Origin of the sequence: Streptococcus toyakuensis (assembly GCF_024346585.1) — a bacterium.
GTDB lineage: Bacteria > Bacillota > Bacilli > Lactobacillales > Streptococcaceae > Streptococcus > Streptococcus toyakuensis.
This window is the reverse complement of the sequence record NZ_AP024523.1, coordinates 1,203,493-1,229,427: the sequence shown is the minus strand read 5'-3', so window position 1 is coordinate 1,229,427 and position 25,935 is coordinate 1,203,493. Positions and strand designations below refer to the sequence as shown.

General features: G+C 38.9%; 24 protein-coding genes and 2 pseudogenes. 16 read left to right on the top strand and 10 right to left on the bottom strand.

Annotation, left to right across the window (positions count from 1 at the left end):
• The first annotated feature begins 1 nt into the window (after position 1).
• Entirely contained in the window at positions 2-1,276 is a 1,275-nt protein-coding gene (gene ftsY, locus STYK_RS06355; protein ID WP_084924296.1) for a signal recognition particle-docking protein FtsY, read from the top strand.
• Positions 1,277-1,321: 45 nt separating this feature from the next.
• On the opposite strand, the gene zwf is transcribed toward ftsY, so the two are convergent.
• From zwf to STYK_RS06340, 3 genes are all read right to left on the bottom strand, one after another.
• Entirely contained in the window at positions 1,322-2,809 is a 1,488-nt protein-coding gene (gene zwf / locus STYK_RS06350) for a glucose-6-phosphate dehydrogenase (RefSeq protein ID WP_084930122.1), read from the bottom strand.
• 150 nt (positions 2,810-2,959) lie between these two features.
• Positions 2,960-3,700 carry an amino acid ABC transporter ATP-binding protein gene (locus STYK_RS06345; RefSeq protein ID WP_001096337.1) on the bottom strand — a complete coding sequence of 247 codons (741 nt, stop codon included), beginning with the start codon at positions 3,698-3,700 and terminating at the stop codon, positions 2,960-2,962.
• On the bottom strand, positions 3,700-5,865 hold the full coding sequence (locus STYK_RS06340) for an ABC transporter substrate-binding protein/permease (protein WP_261804733.1): 2,166 nt from the start codon (positions 5,863-5,865) through the stop codon (positions 3,700-3,702). The genes STYK_RS06345 and STYK_RS06340 overlap by 1 nt, the downstream gene beginning before the upstream one ends.
• A 172-nt stretch (positions 5,866-6,037) precedes the next feature.
• Here STYK_RS06340 and STYK_RS06335 point away from each other — a divergent pair, with 172 nt between their 5' ends.
• The 5 genes from STYK_RS06335 to STYK_RS06315 all read left to right on the top strand — a co-directional run bounded on the left by STYK_RS06335 (position 6,038) and on the right by STYK_RS06315 (position 10,735).
• Entirely contained in the window at positions 6,038-6,991 is a 954-nt protein-coding gene (locus STYK_RS06335) for a CPBP family intramembrane glutamic endopeptidase (RefSeq protein ID WP_261804732.1), read from the top strand.
• 76 nt (positions 6,992-7,067) lie between these two features.
• Complete coding sequence (uvrB, locus tag STYK_RS06330; protein WP_261804731.1) at positions 7,068-9,056, top strand: excinuclease ABC subunit UvrB; 1,989 nt, start codon at positions 7,068-7,070, stop codon at positions 9,054-9,056.
• Positions 9,057-9,065: 9 nt separating this feature from the next.
• A complete protein-coding gene (locus tag STYK_RS06325; RefSeq protein ID WP_261804730.1) occupies positions 9,066-9,692 on the top strand; it encodes an NAD(P)H-dependent oxidoreductase in 627 nt (208 codons plus the stop codon).
• A gap of 14 nt (positions 9,693-9,706) precedes the next feature.
• A complete protein-coding gene (locus STYK_RS06320) occupies positions 9,707-10,195 on the top strand; it encodes a GNAT family N-acetyltransferase (RefSeq protein ID WP_261804729.1) in 489 nt (162 codons plus the stop codon).
• A gap of 72 nt (positions 10,196-10,267) precedes the next feature.
• Positions 10,268-10,735, top strand: coding sequence for an 8-oxo-dGTP diphosphatase (locus STYK_RS06315; RefSeq protein WP_261804728.1), 468 nt, complete (start codon positions 10,268-10,270; stop codon positions 10,733-10,735).
• Here STYK_RS06315 and STYK_RS06310 read toward each other — a convergent pair.
• Positions 10,732-10,800: pseudogene (locus STYK_RS06310) on the bottom strand (DNA-binding transcriptional regulator); the annotation flags it as partial. The gene STYK_RS06315 and the pseudogene STYK_RS06310 sit on opposite strands and share 4 nt — an antisense overlap.
• A gap of 144 nt (positions 10,801-10,944) precedes the next feature.
• Here STYK_RS06310 and STYK_RS06305 point away from each other — a divergent pair.
• The 7 genes and pseudogenes from STYK_RS06305 to STYK_RS06275 form a co-directional block, all read left to right on the top strand.
• The gene (locus STYK_RS06305) at positions 10,945-11,919 is read left to right on the top strand and encodes a LacI family DNA-binding transcriptional regulator (RefSeq protein WP_261804727.1); all 975 of its coding nucleotides are present in this window, start codon (positions 10,945-10,947) and stop codon (positions 11,917-11,919) included.
• Entirely contained in the window at positions 11,919-12,830 is a 912-nt protein-coding gene (gene rbsK, locus STYK_RS06300) for a ribokinase (RefSeq protein WP_261804726.1), read from the top strand. The genes STYK_RS06305 and rbsK overlap by 1 nt, the downstream gene beginning before the upstream one ends.
• A complete protein-coding gene (gene rbsD, locus STYK_RS06295; RefSeq protein ID WP_000759835.1) occupies positions 12,805-13,203 on the top strand; it encodes a D-ribose pyranase in 399 nt (132 codons plus the stop codon). Before rbsK ends, rbsD begins: the two co-directional genes overlap by 26 nt.
• 13 nt (positions 13,204-13,216) lie before the next feature.
• Positions 13,217-14,695 carry a sugar ABC transporter ATP-binding protein gene (locus tag STYK_RS06290; protein WP_261804725.1) on the top strand — a complete coding sequence of 493 codons (1,479 nt, stop codon included), beginning with the start codon at positions 13,217-13,219 and terminating at the stop codon, positions 14,693-14,695.
• A 1-nt stretch (position 14,696) separates the two neighbouring features.
• Positions 14,697-15,641: an ABC transporter permease subunit gene (locus tag STYK_RS06285; RefSeq protein ID WP_261804724.1), complete on the top strand. Its 945-nt coding sequence runs from the start codon at positions 14,697-14,699 to the stop codon at positions 15,639-15,641.
• Positions 15,642-15,745: 104 nt separating this feature from the next.
• Positions 15,746-16,705, top strand: a complete 960-nt coding sequence (locus tag STYK_RS06280; RefSeq protein ID WP_261805386.1) for a substrate-binding domain-containing protein — start codon at positions 15,746-15,748, stop codon at positions 16,703-16,705.
• A 71-nt stretch (positions 16,706-16,776) separates the two neighbouring features.
• Positions 16,777-16,923, top strand: a pseudogene (locus STYK_RS06275) (DNA mismatch repair protein MutT); the annotation flags it as partial.
• On the opposite strand, the gene STYK_RS06270 reads toward STYK_RS06275, so the two are convergent.
• The 5 genes from STYK_RS06270 to coaB form a co-directional block, all read right to left on the bottom strand.
• Positions 16,920-17,435, bottom strand: coding sequence for a transcription repressor NadR (locus STYK_RS06270; protein WP_261804723.1), 516 nt, complete (start codon positions 17,433-17,435; stop codon positions 16,920-16,922). The pseudogene STYK_RS06275 and the gene STYK_RS06270 sit on opposite strands and share 4 nt — an antisense overlap.
• Before the next feature lie 11 nt (positions 17,436-17,446).
• Positions 17,447-17,974 carry an ECF transporter S component gene (locus STYK_RS06265; RefSeq protein ID WP_001097396.1) on the bottom strand — a complete coding sequence of 176 codons (528 nt, stop codon included), beginning with the start codon at positions 17,972-17,974 and terminating at the stop codon, positions 17,447-17,449.
• A 290-nt stretch (positions 17,975-18,264) separates the two neighbouring features.
• The gene (locus STYK_RS06260) at positions 18,265-18,828 is read right to left on the bottom strand and encodes an ECF transporter S component (protein ID WP_061424598.1); all 564 of its coding nucleotides are present in this window, start codon (positions 18,826-18,828) and stop codon (positions 18,265-18,267) included.
• Positions 18,812-19,363 (bottom strand): phosphopantothenoylcysteine decarboxylase, encoded by a 552-nt coding sequence (gene coaC / locus STYK_RS06255; protein ID WP_261804722.1) that lies wholly within the window; start codon positions 19,361-19,363, stop codon positions 18,812-18,814. The genes STYK_RS06260 and coaC overlap by 17 nt, the downstream gene beginning before the upstream one ends.
• Positions 19,364-19,374: 11 nt before the next feature.
• A complete protein-coding gene (coaB, locus tag STYK_RS06250; protein ID WP_261804721.1) occupies positions 19,375-20,064 on the bottom strand; it encodes a phosphopantothenate--cysteine ligase in 690 nt (229 codons plus the stop codon).
• Between the two features lie 225 nt (positions 20,065-20,289).
• Here coaB and STYK_RS06245 point away from each other — a divergent pair, with 225 nt between their 5' ends.
• From STYK_RS06245 to radC, 3 genes are all read left to right on the top strand, one after another.
• Positions 20,290-21,960 carry a formate--tetrahydrofolate ligase gene (locus tag STYK_RS06245; protein ID WP_261804720.1) on the top strand — a complete coding sequence of 557 codons (1,671 nt, stop codon included), beginning with the start codon at positions 20,290-20,292 and terminating at the stop codon, positions 21,958-21,960.
• Positions 21,961-22,226: 266 nt separating this feature from the next.
• Positions 22,227-24,518: a DNA helicase PcrA gene (pcrA, locus tag STYK_RS06240; RefSeq protein ID WP_261804719.1), complete on the top strand. Its 2,292-nt coding sequence runs from the start codon at positions 22,227-22,229 to the stop codon at positions 24,516-24,518.
• Positions 24,519-24,560: 42 nt separating this feature from the next.
• Entirely contained in the window at positions 24,561-25,241 is a 681-nt protein-coding gene (gene radC / locus STYK_RS06235; RefSeq protein WP_261804718.1) for a RadC family protein, read from the top strand.
• Here the strand turns inward: radC and STYK_RS06230 are convergent.
• The gene (locus tag STYK_RS06230; RefSeq protein WP_138703516.1) at positions 25,238-25,927 is read right to left on the bottom strand and encodes a gamma-glutamyl-gamma-aminobutyrate hydrolase family protein; all 690 of its coding nucleotides are present in this window, start codon (positions 25,925-25,927) and stop codon (positions 25,238-25,240) included. The genes radC and STYK_RS06230 overlap by 4 nt on opposite strands.
• Positions 25,928-25,935 lie beyond the last annotated feature (8 nt).

The following is a 25,935-nucleotide window of genomic DNA, read 5'->3' as shown; positions in this document are numbered from 1 at the left end:
TATGGGATTATTTGACCGTCTATTCGGAAAAAAAGAAGAACCTAAAATCGAAGAAGTTGTAAAAGAAGCTCTGGAAAATCTTGATTTGTCTGAAGATACAGAAGCTGAGGAAGTTTCTCAAGAAGTGGCAGAAGTTGAAAGTTCTGAAGAAGGTCTGCTCGAAGAAGAGGAAAATCAAGATACAGTTGAAGAAAGTCTGGATTCAGAGCCAGATGTAGAGGTTCATCAAGAAAAAGTCGAAGAATTGCTAAACTCAGAAGAAGTCACAGAGGAAGAGAATACTGAGCTCCTAGAGACTGTAGAAGAAAATAGTTCTGAAGTGCTTGAACCAGAAACGTCTCAAGTAGAAGAAACTGTTCAGGAAAAATATGACCGCAGTCTTAAGAAAACTCGTACAGGCTTCGGAGCACGCTTGAATGCCTTCTTTGCTAACTTCCGTTCTGTCGATGAAGACTTCTTCGAAGAATTGGAAGAATTGCTCATCATGAGTGACGTCGGTGTGCAGGTCGCTTCTAACCTAACAGAAGAGCTTCGCTATGAAGCTAAACTCGAAAACGCTAAGAAGCCTGATGCACTTCGCCGTGTCATTATCGAGAAATTGGTTGAACTCTACGAAAAGGATGGCAACTACGATGAACAAATCCATTTCCAAGATGGTTTGACAGTTATGCTCTTCGTCGGTGTGAACGGTGTTGGGAAGACAACTTCTATTGGGAAATTAGCTCATCGTTACAAGCAAGCTGGCAAAAAAGTCATGCTAGTAGCAGCAGATACCTTCCGTGCGGGAGCCGTTGCCCAGCTAGCAGAATGGGGCCGTCGTGTTGATGTTCCTGTTGTGACGGGGCCTGAAAAAGCTGATCCAGCTAGCGTTGTCTTTGATGGGATGGAACGAGCTGTAGCAGAAGGAATTGATATTCTTATGATTGATACTGCTGGTCGTTTGCAAAATAAGGATAACCTTATGGCTGAGCTGGAAAAGATTGGTCGTATCATCAAACGTGTTGTACCAGAAGCACCACATGAAACCTTCTTGGCTCTTGATGCATCAACGGGTCAAAATGCCCTGGTACAGGCCAAAGAATTTTCAAAAATCACGCCATTAACTGGAATTGTCTTGACTAAGATTGATGGAACTGCTCGAGGTGGTGTTGTTCTAGCCATCCGTGAAGAACTCAATATTCCTGTAAAATTGATTGGTTTTGGTGAAAAAATCGATGATATTGGAGAATTTAATTCAGAAAACTTTATGAAGGGTCTCTTGGAAGGCTTAATCTAATTAGAAGTAAAAATCCTGCAAGGTACAAACTTGCAGGATTTTTTGTTATTCTAAACGACCATCTTGACGATAGGCGATATCTGGTTGCCAAGTCCATTTGGCACCGAATTTTTCAAGTAGATCAAAGCTAGCTTGAGGTCCCATGCTTCCAGCTTTATAGTCATGAAGTGGGGCACCATTTTCAGCCCAGAGCTCTTCGATACGGTCAATCAATTTCCATGACGCACCAACTTCATCCCAGTGGCTAAAGTTAGTTGAGTTGTTATTTAAGACATCATAAATCAATTTCTCGTATGGTTCTGGAGAAGCACCAGTTGCGGTCGCATCTGTACGGTAATCAAGTGAGTTGGGAGCCAAGTTGAATTCTTCTCCTACTTGCTTCCCATTTAGGCTAAGAGAGAAGCCTTCTGTTGGTTGGATATAGATGGTCAAGATGTTTGGAGCAAGTGGCTCACCAAAGATAGAATCCATTTGTTTAAAGACGATGTTGACATGAGTTCCTTTTTCAGTTAGACGTTTACCAGTACGGAAGAAGAAAGGAACACCACGGAATCGATCGCTGTCTACAAAGAAGGCACCAGATGCAAAAGTTTCAGTTGTTGATTCTGGATTTACATTTGGTTCGCTACGATAAGAGATATATTTCATGCCATCAATCTTACCAGAGCGGTATTGACCACGGATAAAGTGTTCTTTAAGCTCTTCATCAGTTGGATGATAGAGGTTTTTAAAGACTTTAATCTTCTCAGCACGAATCTCGTCTTTTGTGAAGCTTGCTGGCTTGTCCATAGCAAGGAGAGAAAGAAGTTGGAGTGTATGGTTCTGTACCATATCACGGAGGGCACCTGATTGGTCATAGTAGCCACCACGTTCTTCTACACCCAAGCGCTCCGCAAAGGTAATTTGAACATTGTCGATAAATTCCTTGTTCCAAACGTTTTCGAAAATCAGGTTGGCAAAGCGAACTGCAAAGATACTTTGGATCATTTCCTTACCAAGATAATGATCAATACGGAAAATTTGTTCTTCGTCAAATGTTGCTAGGAGCTCGTCATTCAACTTGCTTGCAGTTGCGTAATCTGTACCAAATGGTTTTTCAACGATTAAGCGCTCAAAACCTTTACCATCCACAATGTTTTCAGACTTGAGGTGTTTTGCGATAGTTCCAAAGAACTGAGGTGCCATAGACAAGAAGAAGAGCTTGTTGTGTTCAGCTTGGTACTTGTCATTTAGTTCAGCCTGCAATTGACGCAAAGCAATGTAGTGTTCTGTATCATTGACATCATGACTTTGATAGTAGAAGTGACTAGCGAATTCTTGAGCCTGTTCGGTACTATCTGCCAAATCAAGGATCGATTCGACTACAACAGATTCAAAATATTCCTTGCTCCAAGGACGACGGGCAGTTCCAATAACTGCAAAGTGCTTGGAAAGATTGCCGGATTTATAAAGTCTAAAAAGGGAAGGGTAGAGCTTGCGTTTAGCCAGGTCTCCACTCGCACCGAAAATTGTAACAATAACCTTAGATGACATCTAGCTACCTAATTTCTATTTTTATTCCTAGTCTTGCTAGGTATGAGGAAATCTCATTTCATAAACTTAATTCTAACATAATTTTCCGAAAAATCAAAAAATCCAATACGAGATAGAAAAAAACTGCAAGGAAATCCTTACAGTTTAAGTTTAGACGTTTAAGACCTTGTCTAAGAACTCTTTCAGACGTGGGTGTTGAGGGTTATCAAAGATTTGATCAGGTGTTCCGTCTTCAAGGAATTCACCATCAGCCGTAAAGATAACACGGTTGGCTACCTGGCGAGCAAATCCCATCTCATGGGTTACGATAATCATGGTCATACCTTGTTCCGCCAATTCCTTCATGACATTCAGTACATCTCCGACCATCTCAGGGTCAAGGGCTGAAGTTGGCTCATCAAAGAGCATGATATCAGGATTCATGGCAAGTCCACGAGCGATAGCTACACGCTGTTTCTGACCGCCTGAAAGGCTATCTGGGTTGGCATTAGCTTTATCTGCTAGTCCAACCTTTTCAAGCAACTCCATCCCCAATTTTTCAGCCTCTTCTTTGGTCATCCGTTTGTGTTCAATAGGTGCAAAAGTGATATTTTCTAGGACGGACATGTGCGGGAAGAGGTTGAAGTGTTGGAAGACCATTCCTACATTTTCGCGAACATGGTCGACATTGGTTGATTTTTCAGTCAAATCATAACCATTCACTGTGATGTGGCCACTCGTTACCTCCTCGAGAAGGTTAAGGCTACGGAGGAAAGTGGATTTACCAGAACCAGAAGGACCGATGATGCAGACAACATCTCCTTCATAGAATTTAGTTGTAATTCCTTTTAAAACTTCGTTTTTTCCATAATACTTATGCAAATCATTTACATCAATTTTTAGTTTTGCCATTAACGAATCCTCTTTTCTAAGCGTTTCGCTAGTCTAGTCAAAAGCGTGATAATTACAAGATAGAAGATAGCAAGGATTGCATACATCTTGAAACTTTGGTAGTTACGGGCGATGATAATCTTACCAGTTTGGAAGAGTTCAACCAAACCGATAGCAGATACGATAGTTGTATCTTTAAGAGCGATAACGAATTGGTTAACAAAGTTTGGCAACATCAATTTAGTTGCTTGTGGCAAGATAATCTTACGCATGGTTTTTCCATAAGAGATACCCAAGCTTCGGCTGGCTTCCATTTGTCCAACTGGAACGGCCTGAATACCACCACGAACGATTTCAGCGATATAAGCAGCTGCATTGAGTGAGAGGGCAATAGTACCAGCTACAAAGTCGTTAATTGGGCTTTGTTGGCCTGTGATAGACTCGATGAAGTTTGGAATTCCCCAGAAGATGAAGGCTGCAAGAATCATCAATGGGATACCACGGATAACGTCTACGAAAATCTCAGAGATTACGCGAAGAGATTTGTAGGGGCTAACGCTAAACATACCGAAGATAATCCCAATGACAATGGCAATAGCAAATGAGATAAGAGCTAGAGCAAGAGTGATACCAAGCCCGCTAAGGAGTTGTTTGTAGTTATTTTGAAGCAAGCCCCAGATAGTTGTCTCATCAACAGTGCTTGTTGAAGCAGATGAAGATTCGCTAGCTAGGTATTTGTCAAGAATCTTTTGGAATTCACCGTTTGCTTTAAGGTTTGCAAGTCCGTTGTTGAACATTTCAATCAATTCTGGATTTGCTCCTTTTTTAACGGCAAAGGCTGTTTCACCGATTGGAGTTCCAGCGATTGGAGTTTTCAATTTTTGACCCTGGCTGATAGAATATTTGAGAACAGGTTCATCATCCATAACGGCATCAATGGCCCCAGTATTTAAACTGTCATACATTGAAGAACCATCAGCGAAGGTTTTGATTTTATAGCCGTATTTGCTTTGATTTTCTGTTAGGAAGGTTTGAGAAGCGGTTCCGTTTTTAACACCAACTGTCTTTCCTTTCAAATCTTCATAAGAAGCAATGGTACTTGATTCTTTGACACCAAGGATAGTATTGGCAGTGTAGTAGGATTCTGAGAAATCAAAAGTCGCCTTACGAGCATCTGTGACAGACATACCAGCAATGATACCATCTGCTTGACCAGCTTGGACAGCACTGATAGCAGCATCAAAACCAGGGTTGATGATTTCAATTTCAAAACCTTGGTCTTTAGCGATTGCCTTAATCAATTCCATATCAATACCAGTGTATTGGTTGCTTGAATTTTGGAAAACAAAAGGTGCAAAAGAAGAATCGCTGGCAATGATATATTTAGCTTTAACAGGAATAGCTTTTAAGCCTGCTAGAGTAGTTGTGGTTGGCACTGCTGAAGATGATGAAGCAGTCCATTTCTTGATGATTTTATCAAGACTACCATCTTTTTTCATTTCAGCCAATGCCTGGTTAAATTCAGTAACCAGGTGCTCGTATTTGCTTCCTTTTTTCACACCGAAAGCAAAACTTCCTACAGCTTCCCCATCCATTTCAATATGAAGGTCTTGACCTTGGTTAATAGCATACTCGATAACAGGTTTGTCATCCATCATAGCATCAATGGCACCAGCACTCAAGCTGTTGTTCATCAAATCACTAGTGTCAAATGTTTTAATAGTAAAGCCGTATTTATCTTTAATCGTTTCTAGGAAACGTTGAGCGGCTGTTCCGTTTTTAACACCAACAGTTTTGCCAGTTAATTGGTCGTACTTGCTAATTTTGTGTGCCTTTGTAGTTGCAATGACAACTTTTGTATCATAGTAAGTATCAGACATGGTGAAGACTTTTTCACGTTCTTTCGTCTTTGTCATCCCTGCCATGATAGCGTCAGCTTGACCAGCTTGAACCGCATTGACCGCTGCATCAAATCCAGGATAGGACATCTGAATATTCCATCCTTTAATCTCTGCGACTTTGTTAATAATGTCAACATCAATTCCTTTATAAGTTTGATCTGAATCTTTAAACTCAAAAGGTGCATAGGCGGTATCAGACACAATCTTAATCGTCTCTGCTTTTGCAATACCTAATGAGAAAATTGGGAATAAAATTAGCAAAAATGCTAGAAATTTTTTCTTCATTTTTAGTCTCCTTTTCCGAATATTTTCCCATTATATCAGAAAAAGTAAAAAAAGGCAAATTTTTATATTTCTGTGTTAGAAAATATAACATCCATAATTCTTGTTTTGTCTTGAATCACACAACAGAAGTGCTATAATAAAGGTATATCATATAGTAAAAGAGGATAAAGTTATGAAAGACAAAAGAATCTTAAAAGACTTTGAAACTTCTAAAATGAGTTTAAACATTTACACAAGCCCCTTGTTAGCTCTATTTTTCGTCTATATATCTGAGTTCATATCTTCTCTATTTTTTGGCCTTAGTTTTTTAGCATTGATCGGGCTATTTGGCAATCTTGGTATGGGTGGTCAAAGAATTGCAGATTTCCTTCAAGTGTTATTTCATAATTTATCTGATAAAACAAGTGACATCCATTTAATATTTGAATTATTGTCCTTTGGTTTTATCATCTTAACTGTGTTTAGATGGACTAGAAAAGTAGAGAAAAGACCGATTCGAACCTTGGGATTCTATAAAGAAAATTTTTTAAGTGCCTTATTTAAAGGATACGGTCTTGGTCTATCCCTCTTTATACTTGCTTTGGCTGGACTAGTAGTGTTGGGGCAGTATCAATTTGACTCCATTCACTTGGATACTTATTCGCTAGCTTTTACTTTATTTACAATACCTTTTTGGATTTTACAAGGAACGGCAGAAGAATTGGTTACTCGTGCTTGGCTGATTCCACAATTGGCTAAGAGAACTAATCTTAAAGTCGCTATTATCATATCTAGTAGTCTCTTTACCTTACTTCATTTAGGAAATCCAGGCATAACTTTCTTATCTGCAATTGATCTCTTTTTATTCGGAGTTGCCATGTCCCTATATCTTCTTAAAACAGATACTATATGGGGTATAGGTGGTATTCATGGAGCTTGGAATTTCGCACAGGGAAACCTCTTTGGAGTATTAGTTAGTGGTCAGTCTTCAGGAACCTCAATCATGAAATTTACTCCACAAGGCAATCAAGACTGCCTTTCTGGTGGGTCTTTTGGTATTGAGGGTTCCATCGTGTCCAGTATTATTTTGTTTGTGCTGATTCTTTATCTCGCTTATCAATTAAAGAAAGAAAATGAAAGGATGTGACTTCGGTCCGTCCTTTTCTTCGTGAAAATGCTATAAGTATGCTAAAATAGGAATAGCACATGGAGAGAGGATTCTTATGATTAACCGCATTACAGAAAATCAATTTAAACTAGTATCAAAATATCAACCTTCAGGAGATCAACCCCAAGCTATCGAGCAGTTGGTTGATAATATCGAGGGGGGAGAAAAAGCTCAGATTCTGATGGGGGCGACCGGAACAGGGAAGACCTATACCATGAGTCAGGTCATTTCCAAAGTCAATAAACCAACTCTGGTTATTGCCCACAATAAAACTCTAGCAGGCCAGCTCTATGGGGAGTTTAAGGAATTTTTCCCTGAAAATGCAGTTGAGTACTTTGTGTCTTACTATGATTATTACCAACCTGAGGCCTATGTCCCTTCTAGTGATACCTACATTGAGAAGGATAGTTCTGTCAATGACGAGATTGACAAGCTCCGACACTCAGCGACTTCAGCCCTTTTGGAGCGCAATGATGTTATTGTCGTGGCTTCAGTCTCTTGTATCTATGGTTTGGGTTCGCCCAAGGAATACGCTGATAGTGTCGTTAGTCTCCGTCCAGGTCTTGAAATTTCTCGTGATAAACTCTTGAATGACTTAGTTGACATCCAGTTTGAGCGAAATGATATTGATTTCCAACGGGGAAGATTTCGTGTGCGTGGGGATGTAGTGGAGATTTTCCCAGCTTCCCGAGATGAACACGCTTTTCGAGTAGAATTTTTTGGAGACGAAATTGACCGTATTCGTGAAGTGGAAGCTTTGACTGGTCAGGTATTGGGAGAAGTGGATCATTTGGCGATTTTCCCTGCGACTCACTTTGTGACCAATGATGACCACATGGAAGTTGCCATTGCAAAGATTCAAGCAGAATTAGAAGAGCAACTAGCTGTCTTTGAGAAGGAAGGCAAATTGCTAGAAGCTCAACGTTTGAAACAGCGGACAGAGTATGATATCGAAATGTTGCGTGAGATGGGCTATACCAACGGGGTTGAGAACTATTCACGTCACATGGATGGACGGAGTGAGGGTGAGCCTCCTTATACGCTTCTCGACTTCTTCCCAGATGATTTTTTAATTATGATTGACGAGAGTCACATGACTATGGGACAAATAAAAGGCATGTACAATGGAGACCGTTCGCGTAAGGAAATGCTGGTTAATTATGGTTTCCGTTTGCCGTCTGCTCTGGACAATCGTCCTCTCCGTCGTGAAGAGTTTGAAAGTCATGTACATCAGATTGTCTACGTTTCAGCGACACCTGGTGACTATGAAAATGAACAGACCGAGACAGTGATTGAGCAAATCATTCGTCCGACAGGGCTTTTGGATCCTGAGGTGGAAGTCCGTCCAACTATGGGGCAGATTGATGACCTCTTGGGTGAAATCAATGCCCGTGTTGAAAAGAACGAGCGTACCTTTATCACAACCTTGACCAAGAAGATGGCAGAGGACTTGACCGACTACTTCAAGGAAATGGGTATCAAGGTCAAGTACATGCACTCGGATATCAAGACATTGGAGCGGACTGAGATTATCCGTGACCTGCGCTTGGGTGTCTTTGATGTCTTGGTCGGAATCAACCTCCTTCGTGAAGGAATTGACGTTCCTGAAGTGAGTCTTGTAGCGATTCTCGATGCTGACAAGGAAGGCTTTCTTCGTAACGAACGTGGACTCATCCAGACCATTGGACGTGCTGCACGTAATAGCGAAGGTCATGTTATCATGTATGCGGACACGGTTACCCAGTCTATGCAACGTGCTATCGATGAAACTGCCCGCCGTCGCAAAATCCAGATGGCTTATAATGAAGAACACGGTATTGTGCCTCAGACAATCAAGAAAGAAATCCGTGACCTGATTGCCGTGACCAAGGCAGTTGCTAAGGAAGAAGACAAGGAAGTCGATATCAATAGCCTAAACAAACAAGAGCGCAAAGAACTTGTTAAGAAACTCGAAAAACAAATGCAAGAAGCAGTTGAAGTGCTTGACTTTGAACTAGCAGCTCAGATTCGGGATATGATGCTGGAAGTCAAGGCCTTGGATTAGGGGAATTTTATGAATATTTTAGTTATCAATGGACATCCTGATAAAGAAAGTTACTGTCAAGCAATTTTTCAAACGATTGTAGAAAATATAGACTCAAAGAGACATGAACTTGAAATGATTAATCTTAATGAGGAAGAGTTTGATCCTGTTTTACGTTATGGTTATCGACAAAGAATGGAGGACAATCCGTTTATTCTACGCTCTCAAGAATTAATTCAGTGGGCAGATCATTTCATTTTTGTTTATCCTATTTGGTGGAGTAGTATGCCTAGTCTATTGAAGGGGTGGATTGATCGTGTTTTTACGCCAGGCATTGCATACTCTGCAAATAATCGAGGAAGCTTTATTTTGAATTACTTGAGAGGTAAACAGTTCAAAAAGTTATTAAAAGGAAAAACAGCTAGTATCTATGCAACTTCTATGGCACCAACTTGGTGGTACAAAGTATTTTCAGGTCCAGTTAACATTCCAGACAGTTATGGAATATCAGCATTAAAGAATGCTGTATTGAATCACTGTGGCATAAAAACAAAGAGGGTTTCAATCTTGGGAGAGTTAGGCCGTGAAGTAAATACAAGTTCAACGAGACAAAAATTTCTACAAAAAGTAGCAAAGGAAGTTAGGATGTTGGATTAAGGAGAAGAAAACAAATGACGGTTATTATCAAATCAATGGAAACTCCTGAAGAGATAGAAGATAAATCCCTCGTTCACTGGCAAACGTGGAGAGAGGCTTATGATAACCTTTTGCCTGCAGAATTTCAGGAGACAATGACATTAGAAAGATGCCGATTCTTTAGTCAAAAGTATCCAGAAAATACATTGATTGCGATGGATGGCGTGAAGGTGGTTGGTTTTATCAGTTATGGTAATTTTCGTGATGAGACTATTCAAGCTGGTGAAATTATTGCTTTATATGTTTTAAAAGACTATTACGGAAAAGGCATTGCACAAAAGTTAGTGAGAGCAGCTTTGACTGCTCTTGATCATTTTTCTGAAATTTTCTTATGGGTATTGAAAGATAATAAACGAGCCATTGCTTTCTATCAAAAAATGGGTTTTACTTTTGATGGACAAGAAAAGATACTTGAACTTGGAAAGCCTATGAAGGAAAAACGGATGGTATTCTATTCTAAATAATTCTAAAAAGTAAAAGCTAATATTTCTGGTACCAAGTCTGAAAATTTAATAAATTAGAAAGTGAGTAAATTTATGTCACGTTCCCAATTAACGATTTTAACAAACATTTGTCTGATTGAAGATCTTGAAACTCAGCGCGTGGTTATGCAGTATCGCTCTCCTGAAACCAATCGCTGGTCTGGTTATGCCTTTCCTGGAGGTCATGTAGAAAATGGTGAGGCTTTTGCGGAGTCTGTCATTCGTGAAATCTATGAAGAAACAGGGTTGACTATCCAAAATCCTCAACTGGTCGGCATTAAAAATTGGCCACTAGATACAGGTGGGCGCTATATTGTCGTTTGTTATAAGGCGACTGAGTTCTCTGGTACCCTTCGCTCTTCAGAAGAGGGAGAAGTTTCTTGGGTGCAAAAGGACCAGATTCCAAACTTGGATCTGGCCTATGATATGTTACCCTTGATGGAGATGATGGAAGCTCCGGACAAATCTGAATTTTTCTACCCTCGCCGTACAGAAGACGATTGGGAAAAGAAAATTTTCTAATCCTTTACCAAATAACCGAGCTGATCCAAGGCCTCCTCTATATAGTGGAGGTCTTGTTGTGTTTCCTGTATAATAGTAATAATAGATTTGGAAAAAATATATGTACTCTGAAATAAATTTAAAATATTTTTAGAAAAGTATTGACAAATCAAAAGAAAACGTTTACTATAGAATAAGGGAACGGTTCCACAACGTAAGAAGGAGGAATGATGACTACAATAAAACAGGTTGCTGAAGAAGCTGGAGTATCAAAATCAACGGTTTCAAGATATATATCAAAAAAAGGTTATGTTGGAGATGATGCGAGAGAGAAAATAAAAAATGCGATTAAAAAATTAAATTACACACCAAATGTATTAGCACAATCTTTGAAAACTAAAAAAAACCAAATGGTAGGACTCTTATTACCAGATATTTCAAATCCCTTCTTCCCAAGATTGGTTCGAGGCGCTGAATCATATTTGAAAGATAAAGGTTATAGAATTATGGTTGGTACGATTTCAGACCAAGAATCTTTGAGTGAATATGTTAATTTACTGTTAAAAACAAATGCTGCTGGCATTATTACTACACATGACTTCACAAAAGAATATCCGGATTTATCATTACCTGTTGTTGTAGTTGACCGAATTAGTAAAGATACAGGTTACGGTGTTTTTTCTGATAATCAGTCAGGTGGTCGTTTGGCTGCTGAAGCAATCTGTAATGCAGGTGCTAAACAAGTTCTGATTATTAAAGTTTTAGATGATAAAGCCGAGAATATCGCGGAACGGTTTGAAGCAAGTTTAAACTATTTGAGGAATAAATCTTTAGAGATTCGTATTGAAGAAAGTGAAACGTTTGACTTTGAAAAAAATCAAAAAGAAGCTAAAGAGAATCTAAAAAGAAATCCAAATATTGATAGTATTATAGCACCTTCTGATATTCATGCAATAGCTTATATTCATGAAATTTTAGCAATTGGGAAAAAAATTCCAGATGATATTCAAATCATTGGTTATGATGATATTGTACTTAGTCAATTTATTTACCCTTCTTTATCAACTATTCACCAATCATCATATAAAATGGGAGAACAGGCTGCAAAGCTAATCTATAATATGGCAAATAAGTTCTCTATAGATGAAGCTAAAATTAAACTACCTGTTAGATACGTAGAAAGAAATACATTAAGGAGAAAGTAATGAGTAAAATTGTTGTTGTTGGAAGTATTTCAATGGACTTAGTTATGAGAACAAAAAGGATTCCAGAAGGAGGTGAAACGATTTTTGGGGATTCGTTTAATATAGTTCCAGGTGGAAAAGGTGCAAATCAAGCTGTAGCTATTGGTAGATTATCCGGTGTAGAAGATAATATTTACATATTTGGAAACGTCGGAGAAGATATTTTTTCAGCAGATTTACTAAGTAATCTGCAAAATAATAATATTTCTACAGAACATGTGGGAACGGTACCACAATTTACGGGAGTTGCACAAATTACTTTATATGGAGGTGATAATAGGATTATTTATTATCCCGGAGCGAATAATTTAGTTAAAACAAATGATTGGAAAAATGAGTGGGAATTGATTAGTGATGCAAGTATTGTTGTATTACAGAATGAAATACCACATGAAGCCAATCTATCTATAGCTAAATTTTGCCAAGAAAATAAAGTTAAGGTGCTTTACAATCCTGCACCAGCTAGAGAAACAGATATAGAGATGATTCCTTTTTGTGATTTTATTACTCCTAATGAGCATGAATGTTCAGAGCTTTTTCCAGATAAGAAATTAGAAGAAATTATTAAAATTTATCCTAATAAAATGATTGTGACATTAGGAGTTGAAGGTTCCATTTATTATGATGGGGCAGTAGTTCAGAAGATTCCTGCTATAAAAGCAGAAGTAGTTGATACTACAGGAGCAGGAGATACATTTAATGGTGCTTTTGCTTATGCTATCTCAAAAGGAAAAGAGATGAATGTTGCATTGTCCTTTGCAACAATTGCTTCACATCTTTCTGTTCAAAGATTTGGAGCGCAAGGAGGCATGCCGAGTTTGAAAGAAATAAAGGAGCATTCAGGATATGAAGAAATATGGGATTTTAAATAGTAATATAGCAAAACTAGCTGATGATTTAGGTCATATGGATTTGGTTTGTATCGGAGATTTAGGATTGCCAGTTCCAAAAGGTGTTGATAAAATTGATTTAGCATTAAGAAAAGGTAGTCCAAGTTTTTTAGAAGTTTTAAAAGAATATTCAGATCATGTACTTATTGAAAAAATTTTCTTAGCAGAAGAAATTAAGGAAAAAAACAAAGAACAGTGGCAAGCAGTTCTAGATCTTTTAGGATCGAATATAATTATTGAATATATTAGTCATGAAGAATTGAAAGCTATGAATACTAAAGTTAAGGCAGTTATTCGCACTGGGGAAGATACACCATATTCGAATATAATCTTGCAATCAGGAGTTATTATTTAGAAGGGGGTTGCCTATGAAAATTGAAATGAAGAACATTTCAAAATCTTTTGGGAATAATCGTGTTTTAGAAAGTATTGATTTGGTTCTTAATTCAGGAGAAGTTCATGCTTTAATGGGAGAGAATGGTGCAGGCAAATCAACCTTAATGAATATTTTAACTGGACTTTTTCCAGCTACTTCAGGAACTATTTTTATTGATGGAAAAGAAAAAACATTTTCTAATCCTCAAGAGGCAGAACGGTTTGGACTGAGTTTTATTCATCAAGAAATGAATACTTGGCCAGATATGACTGTACTTGATAATCTTTTTTTAGGAAGAGAAATTAAAAATTCGATTGGATTTCTAGATAAGGCTAGTATGGAAAGGAAAGCTAAAGAAGCATTTAAACGTCTTAATATATCTATTCCTCTCGATGCAATCATTGGTCAATTATCAGTCGGACAACAACAAATGATAGAAATAGCAAAATGTTTATTATCAGAAGTTTCCTTGTTGATTATGGATGAACCCACAGCAGCTTTAACTGATCGTGAAACTGAAACACTTTTTAAAGTGATAGAAGGATTAAAATCTGATGGTGTAGGTATTGTGTATATTTCACATCGGATGGAAGAAATCTTTAAGATTACAGATCTTATAACTGTTATGAGGGATGGGTTTGTAATTGATACCAAGAAAACGAAGTTAACCAATGCGGATGAATTAGTTCAGAAGATGGTAGGTCGTGAATTAGAAGATTATTATCCAGAAAAAAAGGCTGAGATTGGGAATATTGTTTTTCAAGCTAAGAATCTTTCTGGTGATGCTTTTACGGATATTTCTTTCTATGTACGTCAAGGGGAAATTCTTGGTTTTTCTGGTTTGATGGGTGCTGGTCGTACTGAAATAATGCGAGCAATTTTTGGAATTGATTCTTTAAAATCTGGTCAAATTATAATAAACGAAGAACAACTGATAATTAAAAATCCTTTTGAAGCAATTAAGCATGGAATTGGTTTCTTAACAGAAGATCGTAAAGATGAGGGATTGATTTTAGATTTTTCTATTAAAGATAATATAACTTTACCTAGTACTCGAGATTTTGTTAAAAATGGTATTTTTGATAATAAAACAAGTGATATATTTGTACAACGTTTAATTGATAGGCTACGAATTAAATCAGGTTATCCAGATAAGGAAGTTGGAACACTTTCTGGTGGTAATCAACAGAAAGTAGTTTTAGCAAAATGGATAGGTATTGCACCAAAAGTACTGATTTTAGATGAGCCAACTCGTGGGGTAGATGTTGGTGCTAAGCGTGAAATTTACCAATTAATGAATGAATTGGCTGAACGAGGTGTACCGATTATTATGGTCTCTTCAGATTTACCAGAAGTGATTGGAGTCAGTGATCGCATTATGGTCATGCATGAAGGTAGAATTAGTGGGGAATTAACACGTCGAGAAGCTACACAAGAAAAAGTTATGCAACTAGCTACAGGAGGACAATAGTGTGAAAAATACTATGAAGTATATGTCAGAATTGACAACAGTAATAGCATTGATAATTTTAATGGCTGTCATCACTATTATCAATTCAAATTTTTTAACAGCAAATAATCTGTTAAATTTACTATTGCAAGTAACATCAAATGCACTGAGCGCTTTTGGAATGACCTTTGTTATTCTAACAGGTGGAATTGATTTATCAGTTGGATCAATTTTAGCCTTATCCAGTGCGCTCACAGCTGGCCTATTAGGATCTGGAATGCCTATTACATTAGCAATTCTCATCTCTTTAATTTTGGGTTGCATTCTGGGGATGATGAATGGTTTATTGATTTCCTACGGGAAATTAGCTCCATTTATCGTTACTTTAGCAACTATGACTATTTTTAGAGGCGCAACACTTGTTTATACAAATGGGAATCCTATTACAAAAGGATTAAGTGATACATTCTTATTTCAATTTTTGGGGCAAGGTTACATAGTCGGAATTCCATTTCCTGTAATTATTATGTTTATTGTATTTATTGTTTTATATGTTTTACTTCATAAAACAGCATTTGGTAAATCTGTGTATGCTATAGGGGGGAATGAAAAAGCAGCATATATATCAGGTGTGAAACTAAATAAAGTGAAAATTATCATTTATTCAATTTCAGGTATGATGGCTTCAATTTCTGGATTGATTATAACATCACGCTTAAGTTCTGCTCAACCAACAGCAGGTGCTAGTTATGAAATGGATGCTATTGCAGCTGTTGTTCTTGGGGGAACCTCATTATCAGGAGGTAAAGGTCGTATACTGGGGACTCTAATAGGTGCTTTAATTATTGGAGTTTTGAATAATGGACTTAATATTATTGGTGTTTCAGCATTTTGGCAGCAAGTAGTAAAAGGAGTTGTAATTTTAATTGCTGTTCTGATTGATCGTTTTAAAGTTGTAAAACAGTAGAATCATTTTCAATTTTTTTGGAAATAGCAACAATTTATTAGATGACGAACAATAGTCGGGATGGAAACTATCCCTATATATATTAAGAGGAGTAATAACATGAAATTATTAAAAAAATTAGCATTTTTGCTTTGTTTGTAACATTTATTTTTGCTTTAGTAGCTTGTGGAAAAACTGGTTTAGGAAATTCATCAAATGATAATAAATCTACGACTCAAAAGTCGGCAAAAGAATTAAAATTAGGAGTTTCTATTTCGACTACTAACAATCCCTATTTTGTAGCTATGAAAGATGGTCTTGAAAAAGCCGCAGGAGAAAAAGAAGTAACTTTGAAGATAGCAGATGCACAAGATGATGCTGCTAGACAAGCAGATGATATTCAAAATTTTATTAGTCAAAATGTAGATGCTTTACTAATTAATCCAGTTGATTCTGATGCAATTGTTACATCTATTAAAGCTGCTAATAATGCAAATATTCCAGTAATCTTAATTGACCGCGGTAGTAATGGCGGTGAAGTCTTGACAACTGTTGCTTCTGATAACGTAGAAGCGGGTAAAATGGCTGCTGAATTTATTACCAAGCAATTGGGAGAAAAAGCAAAAACTTTTGAATTATCAGGAGTCCCGGGCGCTTCTGCAACAGTAGATAGAGGTAAAGGATTTGAACAAATTTCAAAGGCAAATTTAGATGTTCTTTCTAGTCAATCTGCTAATTTTGATCGTGCAAAAGCTTTGAATACAGCTCAAAATATGATTCAAGGAAACAAAGAAGTACAAGCAATCTTTGCACAGAATGATGAGATGGCATTGGGAGCTGCACAAGCAGTAAAAGCAGCTGGTCTTAGCAATGTATTAATTGTTGGTATTGATGGTCAACCAGATGCACATGATGCTATTGCCAAAGGTGATATTACTGCCACTATTGCTCAGCAACCAGCTAAGATGGGTGAAATCGCTATTCAATCAGCAATTGATCATTATCAAGGGAAAAAACTAGAAAAAGAAACAGTTTCTCCAATTTATCTTGTGACTAAGGATAATGTTGATCAACATAATTGGTAATATATTTTTAATAAGTAGGTACTTATTCATCTTCATTCAATGTAGTTTTTAAATATCATTGTTACTATTTGATCTCTTGGATACAAAAAGACCAGATTCCAAACTTGGATCTGGCCTATGATATGTTACCCTTGATGGAAATGATGGAAGCTCCTGACAAGTCAGAGTTTTTCTACAGCCACCGTACAGAAGATGGCTGGGCGAAGAAAATCTTCTAGTCTTTTACTAAATAGCCAAGTTGATCCAAGGCCTCCTCAATGTAGTGGAGGTCTTGTTGTGTTTCAGCTTCAACTAGGTGGTAATGGATACCATCTGTCAATTCAGATAAAGGTCTAAAATCAGAATGCTCGACTTGTTCTAGAAAATGTTGCACATCTCTGCGGCAAGACAGTTTCAGCAAGGTTTCAATTTCTCCATAAACGGGATGGTCAATCAAAGTATTCTGGACACGTCCTCCATTATCGACGATAGCAAGGAGTTCTTGACCGATTTCTTCAACTTCATGTTTCACTTTGAACAGTTTGTGAACATAAGGATTAGTATCAATTTGCTTATAGACGTAGCCACGATTGGTGGATAAGATAGGAGCGCCATCGGCTCTCAAAATTGCAATGTCCTGGACAATGACCTGACGTGTGACATGAAAATGTTCCGCCAAACTTTGGCCATTGAGAGCTTTAGGAGCTTCTTTCAAGAGTTTGAGCAGGGCTTGTTTGCGATCTTTTGTCATAGTTTTTCCTTTTAACGGCGTTTTCGGAGCACTTTATAGACAGCCAGTGCTAATGTATAGTCTACCATACTATGGATAATTGTGCCAAATCCAACTAGCACAAAGAGAACATAAAACATATTTTCTACATTGGTACCAGAAGTTGCGTAAAAAACGACACAGGCCAATACTTCAGCAAGGGCATGGATAAGCGCTAAAACAAAGTTAAAAATCCAAGAAGATTTTGGTTTATCTAGTGTATCTGGAAATTTTTGCAGGTAAAGAGCTCCCAAAGTCCCAAAAAAGATATGGGAAAAAGCTCGAAAAACGATAACCATAGGATAGCCAGCCATCAAAAATCCAAAACTAGAGGCTAGGATGACAAAAACTGCCATCAAGGGCGACAAGAACATGGCAATAAAAATAGCGATGTGGCTCCCCAAAGTGTAAGAAGCAGGTGGAATGACAATCTTGAAAGGCATAACAATTGGAATCAAAATCGCAATAGCCGTTAAGAGGGCTGTCATTGTCATAAATTGTGTCTTTTTCCGTGTATTCATAAGAATCTCCTTTTTACTGTATATACATTAGTATAGTACAATAAACAAGGCAATAAAGCAAGGATTTACTTGGGTTTATAGGTCATTTTTAAGTTAATACTCTTCGAAAATCTCTTCAAACAATGTCAGCTTCCATTTGCAACCTTAAAACCGTGTTTTGAGGAACCTGCAGCTAGCTTACTAGTTTACTCTTTGATTTTCATTGAGTATAAATATTGGTAAAGATTTCACTAAAAAGAAACTACTTCAAATAAAATCTCCACCTTCAAGTATGAAAGTGGAGATTGTTTTTATTTCTTCAAAGTTTGCAGTCTTGGGACAATAGCTAGGGTTAGAACTGCAGAAATAACTAATTCGGCAATCGAATTTGTCGAGATAACAGTTGCCAGAAGAAGTTGGATATTTCCATTATAAACATTTCCAAATAGGAAGAAGATTCCTCCAAGGACAAAGACTGTGTTGGTAAGTGAACCAAGGGCACCAGCTAGGATTAGTCCAGTCTTGTTTTTCATCAGTTTATAGACTAGATAAGGAGTTAAACCAATCAAAATACGTGGGACAATGGCAATGATAGCTGAGTAGATATTTCCGTTTGGTACAAATGGCGAGAAGAGGTAGCTTGTCGGCAGAATTGTAATCGTATTAACTGTCAGGCTAAGAAGCCCCATCAAAAATCCAAGTGTAACCCCAACTCGTGGACCGTAAATAATGCTGGCAATAATGACAGGAATATGAACGATGGTCGGTTTGATTGGAAATGGAAAAAGGTTAAAGATAAGCGAGCTCAGAAAGTGTATCACGAGCATGGTAGCAAAAAAGATAGCAATGGGTGCAATATTAGAGCGTTTTTTCATCGAGAGTTTCCTTTATTCTTTCTAAAATAATTGTGAGGTCGGCTAAAGCTCCTCGTCCATGGTCTCCGCAAGCTAGTAGGGATTCCTTAGGAGTAATCAGCTGATAGCCGTAGTTTTCTAATGTTTTCAGATTAGCCTGAGTTGCCGGTTGGTCATACATTTTTGTATTCATTGCTGGTGCGATGAGTTTGGGAATATGACTTGGCAGAGCTAGAGCTGTACTGGTCACCATGTTATCCGCAAAGCCGTGGGCTAGTTTTGCAATAGTGTTAGCTGTTGCAGGGGCCACGATAAATAAATCTTCTTTTTTTCCAAGTTCGATATGATTGACTTGATCAGGATAGGGTTCCTTCATGACATCTAAGTGGACAGGATTCTGAGAGAGTACCTGTAGTGTCAAAGGTTGAATAAACTCTGTAGCAGCCTGGGTCATTAAAACAGTAACTTGATGGCCTTGTTTTTTTAGAGAACTGACTAAATCTGCCGACTTGTAAGAGGCAATTGAGCCCGTTACAGCCAAGAGAATGTTTGCCATAGCTTTCCTTTCTAAGAATGATAGGCTTGAATTTTTTCAAGGAGGAGTTTTGCAATTTCTTCTTTAGTGTTAACCGTTTGAAGATAATCTTTCTCAACAAAGATTGCACGATGCTGGTTTGCTGAGATTTGAGTCAGGTCATTTGCGATAATCAAGTCTGCTTGGTTCTTGATAAGACTTTTTCTGGCAATCTCGATGAGATAATCCTCAGAGACATCAACCAGCAGTTTGAAACCAATCAGATGAATAGCAGGATTCCACTCCTTGACTAGAGAGATGATTTTGGGTGTCTTTTTTAGGAACAAAACCTGAACCTCGTCAGTTGAAGAAATCTTAGCTTGATGATTCTGCTTGCTTAAAAATTCTTCTAGATTGGAGCTAGATTGAACTTCCTCAAACCCTGTCATATAAACAGGAGTGTAATCGGACACAGCCATTGAGTGAATCAAGACCTGATAGTCCTTGACACGTTCTTGCATTTCAAGGAGAAGGTCCTTGGTATTGTTAATTTCTCGAATGCTTAGGTTGGGATGGGCTTCTGGCTTCAGAGCTCGTTTTGTTGTTATCAAACAAACTTCATGCCCTGCAGCAAGCAAGGTTTCTGTGATGATTTTCCCCAAGCGTCCTGTAGAATGGTTAGTGATAGAACGGACGCTATCGATAGCTTCACTGGTACCGCCCGATGTAACTAAAATTTTCATAGCACTATTGTACACAAAAATAAACGGTAAGTAAAATGAAAGCAATAAAAATTTGGTAAAAGGAAAGAATATAGTTTCAAACTATAAAGCCATATAAAATTTAAGAAAGGGCTCTAAAAACCTTAAAAACAGGGATATTTACGAACGTTTAGAGAGTTTTAGGATGTTAAAAATCTTGTTTTGTGTTATAATGAGTTATCATATAAGAGGTTAGAGGAGTTTTGAATGAAAACAGATATTGAAATCGCACAGAGTATTGAGTTGAAGCCAATCGTTGATGTTGTAGAGAAACTTGGAATTTCTTACGACGATTTGGAGTTGTATGGAAAATACAAGGCTAAACTCAGCTTTGATAAAATTCGTTCAGTTGAGAGCAATCCAGTTGGGAAATTGATCTTGGTTACTGCCATCAACCCAACACCTGCAGGTGAAGGAAAATCAACCATTACCATTGGTCTTGCGGATGCCTTGAACAAGATTGGCAAGAAAACCATGATTGCTATCCGCGAACCATCTCTTGGTCCAGTAATGGGGATTAAGGGTGGTGCTGCTGGTGGTGGTTACGCCCAAGTGCTGCCAATGGAAGACATCAACCTCCACTTTACGGGGGACATGCATGCCATTACGACTGCCAACAATGCTCTTTCTGCCTTGATTGACAACCATTTGCACCAAGGCAATGAGCTGGGAATTGACCAACGTCGTATCCTTTGGAAACGTGTTGTGGACTTGAACGACCGTGCACTTCGTCATGTTACAGTTGGGCTTGGTGGTCCTCTAAACGGAATTCCACGTGAGGATGGCTTTGATATTACCGTTGCTTCAGAGATAATGGCCATTCTTTGCTTGGCTACGGATATCGAGGACTTGAAACGCCGTTTGGCTAATATTGTTATCGGTTATCGCTATGATCGTACACCTGTTTCTGTAGGTGATTTGCAGGTTGAAGGTGCCTTAGCTTTGATTTTGAAGGATGCGATTAAGCCGAACCTAGTTCAGACAATTTACGGAACACCTGCCTTTGTGCACGGTGGTCCATTTGCCAATATTGCTCACGGATGTAACTCTGTCTTGGCAACTACAACAGCCCTTCACTTGGCTGATTACACAGTTACTGAAGCTGGTTTTGGTGCAGACCTTGGTGCCGAGAAATTCCTTGATATTAAGACACCAAACTTGCCAACATCTCCAGATGCAGTTGTCATTGTCGCAACCCTTCGTGCCCTTAAGATGAATGGTGGTGTGGCTAAAGACGCTTTGACAGAAGAAAATGTGGAGGCAGTTCGTGCCGGTTTTGCTAACTTGAAACGCCACGTTGAAAATATCCGTAAATTTGGAGTACCTGCAGTAGTAGCTATTAATGAATTTGTCTCTGATACTGAAGCAGAAATCGCAGCCTTGAAAGAACTTTGTGCTTCAATTGATGTGCCAGTTGAATTGGCTAGTGTCTGGGCTGATGGTGCAGAAGGTGGAGTAGCTCTTGCTGAAACGGTTGTCAAGACCATCGCTGAAAACCCAGCTAACTACAAACGTTTGTATGATAATGACCTTTCTGTCCAAGAAAAGATTGAAAAGATTGTTACTGAAATCTACCGTGGTAGCAAAGTGAACTTTGAGAAGAAAGCTCAAACACAAATCGCTCAAATCGTTCAAAACGGTTGGGACAAATTGCCAATCTGTATGGCTAAAACTCAATACAGTTTCTCAGACAATCCAAATGCACTTGGAGCACCTGAAAACTTTGAAATTACCATTCGTGAATTGGTACCAAAATTAGGTGCAGGCTTTATCGTTGCCTTAACTGGTGATGTCATGACCATGCCTGGACTTCCAAAACGACCCGCTGCTCTTAATATGGATGTTGAAAGCGATGGAACAGTCCTAGGTTTGTTCTAGTATATTGTAATTGACTTTATACTCTTCGAAAATCTCTTCAAACCACGTCAGCTTCACCTTGCCGTACTCAAGTACAGCCTGCGGCTAGCTTCCTAGTTTGCACTTCGATTTTCATTGAGTAAAAAATGAGTTTGGAAATACTATCCAAGCTCATTTTTTATCTAGATATAAGAAGTTGCCTTCTACACGTAACCAGTCTAGGTAAAGATATTTTCCCTGAATTCTGATATAATAGAAATATTGACTTCAAGAGTAAGGAAGAGAAGATGAACGCATTATTAAATGGAATGAATGACCGTCAGGCTGAGGCGGTGCAAACGACAGAAGGCCCCTTGTTGATCATGGCGGGGGCTGGTTCTGGAAAGACTCGTGTTTTAACCCACCGTATTGCTTATCTGATTGATGAAAAGCTAGTCAATCCTTGGAATATCTTGGCCATTACCTTTACCAACAAGGCTGCGCGTGAGATGAAGGAGCGTGCCTATAGCCTCAATCCAGCGACTCAGGACTGTCTGATTGCGACCTTCCACTCCATGTGTGTTCGTATTTTGCGTCGCGATGCGGACCATATTGGCTACAATCGTAATTTTACAATTGTCGATCCAGGAGAGCAGCGAACGCTCATGAAACGCATTCTAAAGCAGTTGAACTTGGATCCGAAAAAATGGAATGAACGGAGCATCTTAGGGACTATCTCCAATGCTAAGAATGATCTGATTGATGATGTTGGCTATGCTGCCCAAGCTGGCGATATGTATACGCAAATCGTAGCCCAGTGTTATACAGCCTATCAGAAAGAACTGCGTCAGTCTGAGTCTGTTGACTTTGATGATTTGATTATGCTGACCTTGCGTCTCTTTGATCAAAATCCTGATGTCTTGACCTACTATCAGCAGAAGTTTCAGTACATCCACGTTGATGAGTACCAAGATACTAACCATGCCCAGTACCAACTGGTCAAACTCTTGGCTTCACGCTTTAAAAATATTTGTGTGGTTGGGGATGCGGACCAGTCTATCTACGGTTGGCGTGGTGCGGATATGCAGAATATTTTGGATTTTGAGAAAGATTATCCCCAAGCCAAGGTTGTTTTGTTGGAAGAGAATTACCGTTCAACTAAAACCATTCTCCAAGCGGCCAATGAGGTTATTAAAAATAATAAAAACCGCCGTCCTAAGAATCTCTGGACTCAAAACGCTGATGGGGAACAAATCGTTTACTATCGTGCCAATGATGAGCTAGATGAGGCTGTATTTGTAGCCAGAACTATCGATGAACTTGGTCGGAGTAAAAACTTCCTTCACAAGGATTTTGCAGTTCTTTATCGTACTAATGCGCAGTCCCGTACTATTGAGGAAGCCTTGCTCAAGTCAAATATTCCTTATACCATGGTTGGCGGAACAAAGTTCTACAGCCGTAAGGAAATCCGAGATATTATCGCTTACCTCAATCTTATTGCCAATTTGAGTGACAATATCAGTTTTGAGCGTATTATCAACGAGCCTAAGCGTGGAATTGGGCCAGGTACAGTCGAGAAAATTCGTGACTTTGCGAATATGCAAGACATGTCTATGCTAGATGCTTCAGCCAATATTATGTTGTCTGGTATCAAGGGGAAAGCAGCCCAATCTATCTGGGATTTTGCCAATATGATTCTGGATTTGCGGGAGCAACTGGACCAGTTAAGCATTACTGAGTTGGTTGAGGCCGTCCTAGAAAAAACAGGTTACGTCGATATTCTTAACGCCCAAGCGACCTTAGAAAGCAAGGCTCGTGTAGAAAACATCGAGGAGTTCCTCTCTGTGACGAAAAACTTTGATGACACCTCTGATGGGCCAGAAGAAGAAACTGGTCTGGATAAACTGAGTCGTTTTTTAAATGACTTGGCCTTGATTGCGGACACAGATTCAGGTAGTCAGGAGACATCAGAAGTGACCTTGATGACCCTGCATGCTGCCAAAGGTCTCGAGTTTCCAGTTGTCTTTTTGATTGGGATGGAAGAAAATGTCTTTCCACTTAGTCGTGCAGCTGAGGATTCAGATGAATTGGAAGAAGAGCGCCGTCTAGCCTATGTAGGTATCACGCGTGCAGAGAAAATCCTCTATCTAACAAATGCCAACTCGCGCCTGCTTTTTGGTCGTACCAACTACAACCGTCCCACTCGTTTTATTAACGAAATCAGCTCGGACTTACTTGAGTATCAAGGTCTGGCTCGTCCAGCAAATACAAGCTTTAAGGCATCTTATAGCAGTGGCGGCCTTGCCTTTGGTCAAGGCATGAGCTTAGCCCAGGCCCTTCAAGACCGTAAACGCAGTGCTGCCCCAAGAACTATCCAATCAAGCGGTCTTCCATTTGGTCAATTTACAGCTGGAGCAAAATCAGCTTCTAGCGAGGCAAATTGGTCCATTGGTGACATTGCCCTCCACAAGAAGTGGGGAGAGGGAACCGTTCTGGAAGTTTCAGGTAGCGGTGCTAGGCAGGAATTGAAAATCAATTTCCCAGAAGTAGGTTTGAAAAAACTTTTGGCTAGTGTGGCCCCAATTGAGAAAAAAATCTAATTTTCCATCCTTCTCACGAATAATAAAGTGAGGAGGATTTTTATGTACAGTATTTCATTCCAAGAAGATTCACTATTACCAAGAGAAAGACTGGCCAAGGAAGGAGTTGAAGCGCTCAGTAATCAAGAGTTACTAGCTATTTTACTCAGGACAGGAACACGTCAAGCTAGTGTTTTTGAAATTGCCCAGAAAGCCTTGAACAATCTTTCAAACCTAACGGATTTGAAAAAAATGACCCTGCAGGAATTGCAGAGTCTGTCTGGTATCGGCCGTGTTAAGGCCATAGAATTACAAGCTATGATTGAACTGGGCCATCGTATTCATAAACATGAGACCCTTGAGATGGAAAGTATTCTCAGTAGCCAAAAGTTGGCCAAGAAGATGCAGCAGGAATTGGGGGACAAAAAACAAGAGCACCTGGTGGCGCTCTATCTCAATACTCAAAATCAAATCATTCATCAACAGACCATTTTTATCGGTTCTGCAACTCGCAGTATAGCTGAACCTAGGGAGATTCTTCATTATGCTATTAAGCATATGGCGACTTCACTCATTTTGGTCCACAATCATCCCTCAGGAGCGGTAGCCCCTAGCCGAAATGATGATCATGTCACTAAACTTGTTAAAGAAGCCTGCGATCTGATGGGAATTGTCCTCTTGGACCATTTGATTGTCTCTCACTCCAGTTATTTTAGCTATCGTGAAAAGACAGATTTAATCTAAAGTTCATTAACGATATAGTCAAAGAGGTTTTTATCTTTGGGACGATTTTCAAAAAGAAACTCTGGGTGCCATTGGACACCGAGAAAGGCAACATCATCCGTACTCATGACAGCTTCAATGATACCATCTTTAGGATCATGAGCCGCAATCTTTAAATTTGGTGCTAAATCCTTGATGCTCTGATGGTGGAAGGAGTTGATATGGGAAATTTCTCCATAGATTTCTCGGAGAACAGTATCAGGTTCTGTCACCAAGCGTTGAGTTGTGTATTCGGCAGAACAATCCTGCCAATGGTCTTCTATATCTTGGTACAAAGTTCCACCCATGGCAACGTTAAAGAGTTGGGTACCACGGCAGACAGAAAAAATTGGCTTTTTCTGTTTAATAGCTTCCTTGATGAGGGCCAGTTCGAAGATATCTCTTTGAAGGTGGTAGTCATCGCTATCAATTGTTTTTGGTTCACCATAGAATTTTGGATCAACATTTTGCCCACCTGTCAAGATGAGCTTGTCAATCATACTGATATAGTGGCAGGCCATTTCTTGATCACCAATCGGTAGGATGATGGGAATCCCTCCAGCGTCTTTAACGCCTTCCACAAAGCCTTTTGCTGCGTAGCTCATCATGATGTCATCATCTGGATGAGTTTTTTCGTTTCCTGTTATCCCAATAACTGGTTTTTTCATAAAATGAT